Origin of the sequence: Sinomicrobium oceani, assembly GCF_900119185.1 — a bacterium.
Classification (GTDB): domain Bacteria; phylum Bacteroidota; class Bacteroidia; order Flavobacteriales; family Flavobacteriaceae; genus Sinomicrobium; species Sinomicrobium oceani.
In genome coordinates this window covers 1-12,832 of record NZ_FPJE01000044.1, presented here as the reverse complement: position 1 = coordinate 12,832, position 12,832 = coordinate 1, and the positions used below count along the sequence as shown (strand labels likewise).

The window sequence follows — 12,832 nt, the reverse complement described above, 5'->3', positions numbered from 1 at the left end:
AATGGATGTTTTCATGTAGAGCCTGCTCTATTTTACGCGAAGAATACAGGTTGCGCAAATAGGCATACACTAAAATTTTTAGCAATACTTTGGGATGATAGCTCGATGTACCGCCTCCACGATAGGTCTTTTCCAGGCTGCTCAAGTCTACCGAGTCCAAAATCGTGTTGACAATACGTACAGGATGGTTCTGAGGAACTAGGTCATCATAACTGGGCGGAAGCAGGCTCAACTGCCCTTGGTCGTAGATCTTCCAGGTGACTTTTCGGCTCATGCTTAAAGTTACAAACACAAAACCTTATAACAAAAAAAAGAGGCTGCCTTTTTAGACAACCTCCTAACAGACTTTAAAAATCTATTTCCGTGGTTTTTCCGGTTATTTTGACACGCGCGGAGCTACTTTCGGTAGACGCGGCATCACACCTTCCGGAAAAACCGGGCTGTTCGCCACCGGCATAGATGGTAAACCAGCCAGGTTCTACAACCAGTTTATCTTTTTTATTGATCAGGGCCAGTTGCCTCGGCGCTATACGGAATGTCACTACCCGGCGTTCCCCTTTTCTGAGATGTATTCTCCGGAACCCCGCTAACTGGTGTACAGGACATGGTGTTGATGCCTTTTCATCTTTTACATACAACTGCACGACCTCATCGCCATCCATATTCCCGGAATTGGTAACTTCAACTTCGACCGTTATAGGTTTGCGGATATCGACTTCCGAAGGCACCCGGAGTTTATCGTAAGTAAAACGACTGTAACTCAACCCGTATCCGAAGGGATAAAGAGGTTCTTTATCGAAATATCTGTATGTTCTTCCTTTCATGTTGTAATCTTCGAACGGGGGAAGCTGTTCTACGGATTTATAGTAGGTTACCGGTAAGCGTCCTGCCGGGTTGTAATCTCCGAAAAGCACATCGGCTATGGCATTCCCTCCCTGCTGTCCGGGATACCCTGCAGACAGTATGGCGGGGACATGGTTTGCAGCCCAATTGATAGCGAGGGCACTTCCGTTAAGTAATACCAGTACTACCGGTTTGCCCAGGGCTACAATATCCTTCATCAGTTGTTCCTGTACCTGAGGGAGATTCAGGGTGGTGCGGTCTCCCCCGGAGAAGCCGTCCACTTCAATACTCATCTCTTCGCCCTCCAGTCGTTCGCTCAACCCCAGGGCCAGAACAATCACATCTGCCTTTTCGGCAATGGCCATGGCGCTTTCCTTCTGATCATTTTTTGGCGTGCTCCACAGCATCCTGGCCGTAGCATCCCCGTAATAATTTTTATACCTGACTTCTATCTTATACTTTTTACCTTTTTCCAGAACAGCTTGTTCCGGTTCGAGTACGGCACGGTGCCGGTGATTTCCGCCGCCTTCGGCCAGTTCTGCAAGAGAGAATTCCATAAAGGGCTTGCCCCAATCGCTAAAGTAGTAGGTCCCCGATGCAGGAGGTATCAGATATCCTGTCCAGCGAATACTGTATTGTCCCATGTGCAGTCGCGGGTCCGGAGTATCAATATCCCACTGAAAATCGACACGGTCATCTACTCTTGTAAATAAGGGTTTTCCCTCCCAGTTGTCATTATCGAAATATTCTGCTTTAAGCCCCTGCCGGCCTTCTTCGGTTTGCAGATAGACGGAAGGAATAACTTCCATGGTCGGGATTCCATCTGCCAGCGGGCTTCCTTCGGCATACATTACATTGACTTCCGGGGACACTTTATTCTTTATTCCCTGCAATACGGTTACCGGATGCTCAGGTATACCGTTATAATTTCCCCAAAGAGATTGTATATTATCGGCATTCGGACCTATAACCGCTATATTTTTGATGTCTCCGGATAGTGGCAATAATCCTTTTTCATTGCGCAACAGCACGATGCTTTCCTGTGCTGCTTTCCGGGCCAGCCGGGAATGAGCGGCATTACCATTGACCGCGTAAGGAATCTGAAAATAAGGAGACCGCTCTTCCGGATCGAACATACCCAGTTTAAACCGAGCCCGGAAAAGCCGTTTAACAGCTACATCGAGATCGTCCTCGGTGACAAGCCCTTCTTTTACGGCATCATGGAGAAACTGATAAGAATCTCCGCAATTGAGGTCACATCCCGCCTTCACGGCAAGGGCTGAGGCCATAGCGGCATTATCCGCGATCTTGTGATGTTTCCAGATGTCTTCGATCGCTCCGCAGTCCGAGACTACATAGCCATCAAAACCCCATTGTTTTCTAAGGATGTCGTACAGCTCATCGCTCGCACTTGCAGCCTGGTCATCAACCCGGTTATATGCCGTCATCACAGAATATACATTGCCCTCCCTGACCAAAGTCCGGAATGCCGGAAGATAGGTTTCCCACAGATCTCTTTTCCCCGGAAATACGTTAAATTCATGACGGGAAGGCTCAGGACCGGAATGCACGGCATAGTGCTTGGCCGTAGCCACCGTTTTCAGGTAATCGGGGTCATCGCCCTGTAATCCTTTCACAAACTGTAACCCAAGCTGCCCGGTTAGATAAGGATCTTCGCCATAGGTTTCATGTCCACGCCCCCAGCGAGGGTCACGGAAAATATTAATATTGGGCGACCAGAACGTCAGTCCCTGGTAGATATCGTGCTGTCCCCGCCGGAGGTATTCATGGTGTTTGGCCCTTCCTTCATCGGAAATGGCCGTGGCCACTTCAAAAAGCAGGCTGTCGTTCCAGGACGCTGCTATGGTAATAGATTGCGGGAACACCGTGGCATACCCGGCCCGGGCCACACCGTGCAAAGCTTCGTTCCACCAATTGTATGGCGGAATTCCCAAACGATCTACTCCCGGCGCATCCGACATTAATTCCCCGATCTTCTCCTCCAGGGTAAGTCTGGATACCAGGTCGTTCAAACGGCCTTCCACAGGAAGATCCGGGTTGCGAAAAGGATAGGAATCCTGCCCGAAGGCCGTTAAGGATATCGCCAGGATCATTAAAAAAAACCATCCCCTCGCGGGACGGGCATACTTTGGCCGCACTCTAATTATCATGATGTCTTATTTTCGGTGTTCACTGAACTGTTATACTATTGCACCACACTAAAAGTCTTTTGTACCATAACCAAATATAATGAATGTTTACCAAACACTACGGGCTCTTTTTGTGTCTTTTTCATGTTTCCGCCTTTCTTCTGATTCTTCAGAAAAACAATTTCATCAATTATATCCTTATCTTGCGCAGTATAACACCTATGAAAGAAACACTGCGAAGACATATCGAAGAGATCATCCAGGTAACCGACGAAGAGTTTAACTTCATAGCTTCCTGCTTTTCTTCACGGACTTTTGCCAGACATGAATTTCTCGTTCGCCAGGGAGAAAGTGTCCGATACACTTATTTTGTTGTTTCCGGGCTCTTAAAACTGGTATATCTGGACGAATCGGGAAAAGCGCATATTTTATCCTTTGCTATGGAAGACTGGTGGGAAACCGATTTTTTCGCCTTCTATTCGCAGTCCCGGGCCACCATGTCTTTGCAATGTCTTGAAGACTCGGAAATCCTGTGCATAACACTTCCGGATTACCGAAGACTATGCGAAACGCTTCCGAAAATAGAACATTTCTTTCTCCGGAAAGCCACTTCGGGACACATTGCTTCTCAACAACGGATATTATCACTTTTGAGTTCCGATGCCAAAGGACGCTATGAGCAACTTCTGAAACGTCATCCCTCACTTTTACAACGGGTTCCCAAAACACTACTCGCCTCTTATCTCGGTGTATCCCGAGAAACGCTCAGCAGGTTTTCTTCCTGAAAAGAGGTATTGCACGGATTGTGACATGGATCACAGGTAAACGGCTCCCGGCTCCGGATCTTTGTAGCAGGTTAATTATTCATCTGAAAAACAAAGAACAATGCAAAAAAGAGTTATCAATCCGTGGACATGGCAAGACACCCGCGGATATGTACAGGGCGTTGAGGTCCGTCAACAGGAAGGTGTCCTCTATTGTGCAGGACAGGCTGCAGTACTTCCCGACGGTTCTTCGAGTACCGCCGATATGAAAACACAAATGCAACAGGCTCTGCAAAACCTCGAAACTGTGATCTCGAAAGCGGGATATGCGTGTAAAAATATCGTCCGCCTTACCGTCTACACCACCTCATCGGAGGAACTTTTCGCTACCTGTTTTAACGACTACACCGACTGGACCCAAAAACACGGGGTGCAAACGGCTCTTACGCTTATGGAAGTTAAGTCGCTCTACGAAACCCTGAGCATCGAATTCGAAGCCACCGTAGTCAGGTAATGCCCTCGGAAAAACCGGGAACGTCTGGTTAACGTTCCCGGTTTATAGTAACCGGATACGTTTACTGCCCCGATCTTGCTATCCGCACAAAATACACAGGACTGGTGCTACCACCGGGGGTGGTCTGAAAACGAACCCTGACCTTATCTTTACCTCGTATCATTTCGTCCGGTATGGCATAGCCTACATCCTTGAAACGATTGATATTTGAACTCCCGGAAGTATCCTCGGTGACCAGTTTTTGGTCGTCGATATAGATATCAAATTTTCGCGATCCCCACTCGAATCCCCAGTACCTTACAATAAGTTCCAGGTCGCGCTCCGAACCGGTCGACATGCTGTAGCTGAAATAACCGCCATCACGTGCATCTCTCCAGAATTCGTCCCTGTTATTTCCGGTTTTGGACTTGGAGTTTTTCATATAATGATCACTCTCCGGTTGTTGTTCTCCCGTCGCTACATAATCGATAGTACGTTTTTCCAGGGCAAGCTTTTCTTTTTCTATGGAGGCCAGAGAATCCACGTAAGTCTTATACCCGTCACTGGTAAGCGTCAGCCAGTACATCATGTATCTTGCATTGTGAATCGTATAGAACGGTTGCAGGTTGGTCTCTACTGCATTTTTCATATTTACGTTCAAGCGAAAATTCAGCGGTTTTCCCTCCACGGGTTGCAATTTGTCTTCTATACTGCTCAAATCGTCCTCTATCAGTATCGGAGCCTCGTTGATAGGAAGACGTTCCCCGGAAGGGTACTGTCCGAAGCGACTGTCATCGGCGATTAACCCCTTAAGGTCTTCAGTTCCGGATACGGCACTCAGCAACACAGGACCGTGCATAAAAGCCATATACTGCGGAACGTTGGGCAACTGTTCAACCGTATTGTGCATCGGCAGGGAAATTTCCACGATATCGCCTTGCTGCCACTTTCGGTCTATAGCAATATACGATGAAGGTTGTTGTTTGTATTTTACGTTGCTGCCATTGATTGTAATTTTCAGCGCTCCGTCTTTGACCCATCCGGGATATCTTACCCGCAGGATAAAACGGGCGCTTCCTTCGGTAATGGTCAACCTGGTCTGTTCTTCGAGAGGAAAGTCGGTTTCCTGCATAATTTTTACTCCCTTTTCTTTCCAGTTGAGCTCGGAGGCTATGAATAAATTCAGGTACAGGGAATTTCCGGAGTGCGTATAGATAAACTGGTTATATTTCCCGTGGTTTTCCATACCTGTACCTACACAGCACCACATGGCTTCGTTGGGTGCGGAATATACCCGGTAATGACGGGGACGTGCCGGCGTAAAATAGACATATCCGCCATGCTCCGGATGTTGTGTGGAAAGAATATGGTTGTATAATGTTCTTTCGTAATAATCGGCATATCTCGCTTCCGGACTTTCCCGGAAAAGGTCTTCGGTAAGTTTGAGCATATTATAGGAGTTACAGGACTCCGGCCCATCATCTTCATTGATATAATCTATACTTGCCGCTTTACTGGGAAAATGTTCTTTTCTGCTGTTACCTCCAAAGGCCAGGGAGCGATTGGAAGTCACTGTTTCCCAGAAAAAATGTCCGGCACGGGCAAATTTTTCATCACCACTCCATGCTGCTATCCGTTCGAAACCCACAAACTTCGGGATCTGGGTATTGGCATGTTTATTGTCCAGATTATCTATTCCTTCGGACAGGGGGTTGAGTAAGGCACGGTGAGCGTACCGTTTTGCCGCTTCCAGATATTTTCCTTCCCCGGTCATCTGGTAGGCATCGGCAAAGCTCTCGGGCATCCCTCCATGTTCCATGTGAAGCATGGCCTGCATTTGCTCCTCGGATAATCCGGCTGTGACATCGATACCCCAATCGCAAAATTTAAGGAAAAGTTTCCGGGCTTTCTCATTATTGCCATACAACCAGGCATCTCTGAGTCCGGCGTACATTTTATGAAGGTTATAAAACGGTGCCCAAGATGTATTATAAATACTGAAATCTCCTTTTTTGAAAGCCGACCACAATGTATTGCTATCGGGAACCCCGCCCGCATATCCAACACCCCACTCCGGATGGTTTCTGGCGTTGGCTTCCTGGCATTTCTCCACTTCATCTACCATATAATCCATACGGGTTTTACACTCCTGGTTTCCGGTAGCTGCATAGTTCATGGCCATGGCAGAAAGATAATGCCCTCCGATATGTCCGTCGAGCCCCTCCCAGTTGGGATAACTTTCTTTTTTGGGAGATAATCCCGCTTCTTTGCGATAAGGGGCGAGTAAACGGTCGGGATCATACTTCAGAAGTACTTTGATATTGAGGTCTCTCGCATGTTGGAAAGGTCCTTCCAGGAGCCTCACATCTTCCAACGGGAATGTATCATCGTATAGTTTGTCCTGTGCATGGACCGTAAGACTTCCCAAAATGGCCAGTCCGCACAATCCCAGGAAACATATTTTCGTTTTCATATTCGTATTTTTTTGTAGTCATAAAAAGGGCTGGACTAAAAAATCCGTACCAATCCATCAGAATCGCCGGATTATCCCACTACAGGACAGTTAAAGAATATACAGGGGGCAGCGCTGTATAAAACAGTGATATGTTAAGGGCTCAATCATTATTTGGGATTATCTGAATTGCCACCAATCGAAATTAAACAGTTTGTCTTCTCCTCCCTTAAATACAAAAAAGATATCATGAACCCCTGTTATCTTAGTCACACGGACAGACTGTGTTTTCCATTGTTGTTCTCCTCCGGTTTTTTTGATATCGAGCGTCCCCAGTAAGGTTCCGTTCAGTCCGCCTTTGCGGATCTCGATCTTTGCTCCGGATGCCATGGCCGCAACAGCGGCTTCGAACGTCTTTGCTCCTTTTCCGAAATCGACCGATCTCACTTTGATATAATCTCCGTTATGGATGTCGGTTACGTAGATATTTCCGGAAGTTGTTTTTTGCGTTTCTACACCTTCTTCCCAGGCTATGGTTTCGGCTTCTACCCTTCTGTACGGGTCGACATAGGCTGCGGGGACAAGTACTCCCTCTTTTGTAGGCCGTATCCGCGGGATACTTCCGTCGGGATTGAACGCAAAAGGTTCAACGCATACCGAACGTTCAAAACCATTACCTCCGGAGAGGGATGCATCGTGATAAAACAAATAGGACTTCCCTTTAAAATCTATAATTCCGGGATGATTGGTAAACGCTCCTCCTTTTTCGATAACGGGCATGATTGTATCGCGGTATATCCAGGGGCCGGTGGGACTTTTACTGGTAGAGTAGGCCAGGTGTTCCGGTACTCCCCCTGCGGGATACAGCAAATAGTAGAGTGAATCCCTCTTATACAGCCAGGGTCCCTCTTCGTAAGTCGTATATCGTTTTCCGGTGCTGTTGGTCTCCCCGTTGATTTTTGAAACAAACCACTCCTTTTTATCTTCAGGGACTTCAACGATTCCAACCTTTTTATCGTAAGAGACCATATCGTCCCCGAGCTGTACATACCAAAGCGAAGAATTTCCCCAGGTGAGATAGGACTTCCCCGCACCATCCACCACCACAGTCGGGTTTATAAGCTCCTCATCGGCAATACCGGCAACCAGCGGTTTTCCCAGAACATCTTTAAACGGGCCGATAGCCTTATCTCCTTTTCCTACAGCTATAACCTTACGATTGTTTTCATCCCTGGCACTTACATACCAGTAATAGGTGTTGGTAGATTCTTCTTTTACACTGTGCGAGGCCAATCCGTCAATAGATCTTGCCCATGAAAAGGTCTTGTGGGCATGGAGTACCCTTAATTTAAATCCTTCTTCCGTAAGCGGCTCCTGGACTACACCCAGTTCTTTATCGTAAGATATCATATCCTCATTGAGCTTTACATAATAAAGGTTGGGATTTCCCCAATAGAGATAGGCCTGGCCGTCGTCATCTATAAACACACTGGGATCTATATCTCCCCAGTTGGCTGCTACCAGAGGTTCGTCATAAGGAGGTACAAAAGGCCCGGTGGGAGAATCTGCTACCGCCACACCAATAGCCATCCGGTTCAGTTCCTTATGATTGGCACAGATATAAAAATAATATTTTCCATTACGGTATATACACTGAGCTGCCCAGGCATTTTTGTCTGCCCAGCTGAAATCCTCAAGTGATAAAGGACTCCCGTAATCGGTCCAGTTCACCATGTCGCCCGAAGCAAATACCCGCCATTCGTTCATCGTAAACCAGGTAGAATTGTCTTCATCGTGCGTCGTATATACATATACAGTATCATTATGCACCATGGGTGCAGGGTCTGCCGTATATATAGTCTGAATGACAGGATTCTGTCCCCATCCGGCAGCAGGTAAAAGCAACAGTGCGGCAATAAGCATCCGGAATGATAAAATAATACCTGAAGGGCCGTCGTCGGACTTTTTAAAGCGTATATTCTCTTTCATAAGTACTAAAATAAATATATGAGGTATCCATTGATTTTCTCCGTAGACTGGTGCTATGACACCCGCTGGTCGTCCTGATGTTCGGCAAAATCATCGTGCACAGGACTGCAAAACAAAGCCCCCCGAACGCTACATATAACAGATAGTTCACAATTAAAATTTTGGTCGGTTAACTATCGTTTATGTCGGTTTTTAGGGATTTTTCCCTGGTATAGCATACACCCGGCATTTGAAAAGCTTTTGCCGATCTCCTTCAAAAATATAGTCGATATGACTATATCTAAACAAAACATAAGTGTTCGATAAACACTTCAAATTAATATAAAAAAGATGTAGCATCCAAATGTTTTTTTATTAAATACCCATATTTTAATCTTTATTTTTTGAATTTCATATAAAACCAGCTGCTTTTCTGTTTCTATATCAAAATTTAAACGAGGTATAAAACAGCAAGTATCCCAGATTATTTCGGGTCATGACCTGTGTGACTATGTTTCCTTCGGATGTAGTATTTGCAAAATTATAGTTGTTCAGACCGAAAAGAGTAAGGACTGATCTCCCGGAGACTGCTAAAGATATGTTTTCGGAAAGGTCATATTTCAGAGAGAGATTACCATCAGGATAGTTAAACCGCTCTTCCCTGACGTAATAAAAACGGTATAAAAAATCTAATATCCACTTCAGTTTGTGGTGTACCCCTTCGATAGTTGTCGTATTGGTGAGCACGGATTGCCGGATCTCCGGTTCGCCTTCTATTTGGTAGTCAAAAAGGTTCAATTGTGTTGTATTTTTTATTTCCTTCATGAAGAACTTCCTGGGGGTCAATCCCAGATCCAAAGCAGGACTCCAGGAATGGACCCGGGTATTTACCAACCGTTCATTGAGAACGGTGGTGTATTTGCTTATGGCGTAATCCAGTTTTCCTCCTATATCCAAACGATGGTATGCTGTTCCGAGGTAGAGACTCTTTTTCCCCCCCGCTTTCATCTTGTGTGTATATTTATCATCGAATATGCTATTGGAATAATAAAAAACATTATCCGAAACAGAATCCAGCACACTTTGCATAAAATGATGTTCCCGGCTTAACTCATAACCCAAATTCATAGTTCTGGCCCTGGCTACATTTGTATTATACCAGTTTAAAGCAATAGCCTCTTTAGCGGCAAAACGAAGTGTGTGATCGGTAGTGTTGATAATTCTTTGATTGTACGTCTGTACAATGGTATCGTACAATACATTAAGATCAAAGAATTTATATCCCCGATCGACTTCGAGGTTCATATTATTTTGAGCTTCAAAATTATATGTAAGCTTGTGCTTCATTTTCAGAAATCTTTGACCGGACCGGTCATCTGCAACGATTAAAACCGGAGTCAGCGCCATGGTATAATCCAGTTTCCTGATAGAACCTTGTAGGGTCAGTGGGATTTCTCCGGTAGTTATATTTCTTTTCAACCTGTTTTCCCCTACCTCGTACATGTCATCGAGGACACCTTTTTCCTCACTCCTCGACACCGTAAGCCCCGTGTTGAGCGTGGCCTTCCGGAATCTGAGTTTCAGTTCTCCCGCAGCTGAGAGGTATTGTCTTTTAAAACTACTTTTCTGAAAAACATCTTCTCCGCTACTATGAACCAATCTCGTGTCCAGCGCCCGGGAGTTTTTCTCATAAAAATAATCCAGGGAAAGCCCCAGGGCCGTATTTCCGCTGATTAAACGGGTAAGTCTCAAATTATCGATCAACGAAAAACTTTTTGGAAGTTGCCTGGTCTGTTCTCCGAAACCGGACACTTCCGGGACAAACAGAGTATCTATACTTGTAGTGTACTCCCTGCTTCTGAGTACTACTGCTCTGAAGACATGTTGTAAAACGGTTTTAGAGGACATTATATGGCTGTGATTTGCCATGAGAGACACAAAATGGCCTCTCTCCATAGTTGTGCGTTCACTTTTTCGCAATAGTGTATCTGCGATCAAAGTATGATATTCTATTTCCTTTTCCTTGTTGAAATTTCCATGGTAAAAAACAAAACCTGTCTTGCTGTTCTTTCCTTGCCAGCGCAACGTAAGACTACTGTTACTAACCACATTTTTTCCGGTTTGGTCATCAGTCATAAAAAAGGGAGATAAAAACTGATTGGTCGTTTCGGACGTGTACGTATTGAGCAGGGCAGTCACATCCTTCTGACTGAGTGCCGGCTCTCCGGTATTATTGGTATGTGACGTTGCAAAAGCATTGAGCTTATCCGAGAAAAAAAAGCCTTTTGCTTTTACACTATATCTGTTTTTGAAGCCATATCCGACATCGGTCTGTCCCTTTACAATACCTTTAAAATGGGATTTGGTATCTATATTTATGACAGGGTCCCTTATCCTGTCAAAATCGATGGCAAACTTATCTTTGTAATTATTGATAATTTGCACATTGTCCATAATCTCATAGTTCAGATTATCCAGAGCGACTTTATTTTGATGTACGAACACTTCTTTTCCGTTTATCAACACCTTATTGATCTGTTTGCCCTGATACGAGATTCCTCCTTCCTCGCTAACGATAATACCATCTGTTTTATTAAGCATATCACGCAGGGTGTTCTCTTTCGTCATATTCATTTTTCCGATATTGAGATCCAGAGTATCGGTATCGGACCTGGCTTTGACTACCACTTCTTCTAACCGTGTTACACTTTCTTCCAATATGATATCGGCGCTTTCAACCGTTCTCAAATCCAGGAGAATATTTTTTTCTTCATACCCAAGAGCAGTAATATCCATCCGAATATGTATTAAATTCACAGGGATATTCAAAGTATAATTGCCTTTTTCATCACTGTATCCGAATGTTAACGGCCGGGACGTAGGGATTGTATCGCTGATAATGATATTGGCAAAAGGTATGGGATCTCCAACGGTATTCTTTAAAGTCCCCGAAATTTCTTTCTCCTGTCCGAAAGAAGTAAACCCGCAAAGTAAAAGAAAAGATACACTAAGCAGTCTCCACATGAACAAAGCTCTTGGTTGCGGTTAAACTTGTAAAAGCAGCAATATTCCATACTATCATTATAGCCGAGAATACGTATAGGTTCATCATTACTGCAATGCTGAGATGCATAAGTATCATAGCCATTACCGCATATTTCCTTGTATTTTTGCAGATGATAAGAGCGGGATATAAAAATTCCAGCAGCACCGTACCGATCCCTGCAATGATCAGCAGAAAAGAAGGATATGCATAATAGGAATTATCTACCGAAGTAATGGCTCTCCAAATAGAGTTGCCATTCCACCAGCCGGAATCCAGCCCTTTTGCAATTCCGGAAAAGCAGTATGCTATGGCAAGGTGAACCTGTATGATCCGTCTGTAGTTGAATTTGATTACTGGATCATACCTGAAGATCTGGGCATCAAAAGCATAATATTTACCGGTTGGGAAAATAAAACAATAAAATAGCGACATCGTCAAAAAATAATCGAAGCCGTAGTTAAAAGGTGAAAAGCTCCGGAATATGATCAATTGTAATATCAAGGCTATAAACGACACATAGCGGGTCATAAGCCCTACCCCCATAAAAATCAGCGCTATGCAATACGCATAAATAATACCCGGATAAAATATATCATTGAGCCCCTGGTTTTCCAGAAACTGATAAAGGGGATACAGGTATTTAAAAGATTCCGAAGGTAAATACATCAGTTCTTGCGGAACGAGGGTCCCGGAAGCTGAAAAAAACAGGGAAAGATCGGTTGCCATGGCCGATATTTCGATCAGGGCAATGAAACTGATCATGATCCTGGAGGGTGTAAACTGAACTCTGTCTGAATAGATTTAAATTATTAATTTTATTCAGATAGTAATTATGAGCAACGAAGCACAATCAGATTTAGAGAAAAAGATCCTTGAACAGTTTATGTCGGGGAAGAACCTCTTCGGGGAAGGCGGCGCCTTAGCCCCGATGTTAAAGAACGTGATCGAGAAGGCCCTGGAAGCAGAGATGGATGCCCATCTGGATGATCAGGAGCGTACCAAAGGCAATAAGCGCAATGGCAAGGGGAAAAAGACGCTTAAAAGCCGTTTTGGCAGTTTTGATATCGATACCCCCGAAGATCGACAAAGTAGCTTTGAGCCTGCCCTTGTGAAGAA

9 protein-coding genes are annotated in these 12,832 nt (G+C 44.8%); 3 read left to right on the top strand and 6 right to left on the bottom strand.

All coding sequences use genetic code 11. The annotated features are described in order from the left end of the window. Positions 1–274 (bottom strand): transposase (locus tag BT112_RS21535; RefSeq protein WP_139276340.1); only part of this gene is annotated, 274 nt, incomplete at its 3' end. Positions 275–347: 73 nt separating this feature from the next. After that, entirely contained in the window at positions 348–3,014 is a 2,667-nt protein-coding gene (locus tag BT112_RS21110; RefSeq protein WP_072319439.1) for a glycoside hydrolase family 3 C-terminal domain-containing protein, read from the bottom strand. A 200-nt stretch (positions 3,015–3,214) separates the two neighbouring features. Between BT112_RS21110 and BT112_RS21105 the strand changes: the two genes are divergently transcribed. Both BT112_RS21105 and BT112_RS21100 read left to right on the top strand, forming a co-directional pair. Then, a complete protein-coding gene (locus tag BT112_RS21105; protein WP_072319440.1) occupies positions 3,215–3,778 on the top strand; it encodes a Crp/Fnr family transcriptional regulator in 564 nt (187 codons plus the stop codon). A 100-nt stretch (positions 3,779–3,878) separates the two neighbouring features. After that, positions 3,879–4,271, top strand: a complete 393-nt coding sequence (locus BT112_RS21100) for a RidA family protein (protein ID WP_072319438.1) — start codon at positions 3,879–3,881, stop codon at positions 4,269–4,271. 61 nt (positions 4,272–4,332) lie between these two features. Here BT112_RS21100 and BT112_RS21095 read toward each other — a convergent pair whose 3' ends face one another. The 4 genes from BT112_RS21095 to BT112_RS21080 form a co-directional block, all read right to left on the bottom strand. Further along, positions 4,333–6,723, bottom strand: coding sequence for a glycoside hydrolase family 127 protein (locus tag BT112_RS21095; RefSeq protein WP_072319437.1), 2,391 nt, complete (start codon positions 6,721–6,723; stop codon positions 4,333–4,335). A 159-nt stretch (positions 6,724–6,882) separates the two neighbouring features. After that, positions 6,883–8,691, bottom strand: coding sequence for a family 43 glycosylhydrolase (locus tag BT112_RS21090; RefSeq protein ID WP_072319436.1), 1,809 nt, complete (start codon positions 8,689–8,691; stop codon positions 6,883–6,885). A 423-nt stretch (positions 8,692–9,114) separates the two neighbouring features. After that, on the bottom strand, positions 9,115–11,694 hold the full coding sequence (locus BT112_RS21085) for a carboxypeptidase-like regulatory domain-containing protein (protein WP_072319435.1): 2,580 nt from the start codon (positions 11,692–11,694) through the stop codon (positions 9,115–9,117). Next, positions 11,678–12,478 (bottom strand): HTTM domain-containing protein, encoded by an 801-nt coding sequence (locus tag BT112_RS21080; protein WP_072319434.1) that lies wholly within the window; start codon positions 12,476–12,478, stop codon positions 11,678–11,680. Before BT112_RS21080 ends, BT112_RS21085 begins: the two co-directional genes overlap by 17 nt. A gap of 70 nt (positions 12,479–12,548) precedes the next feature. On the opposite strand from BT112_RS21080, the gene BT112_RS21075 reads away from it, so the two are divergent. Continuing rightward, positions 12,549–12,832: transposase (locus BT112_RS21075; RefSeq protein ID WP_072319433.1), on the top strand; the 284-nt coding region annotated here is incomplete at its 3' end.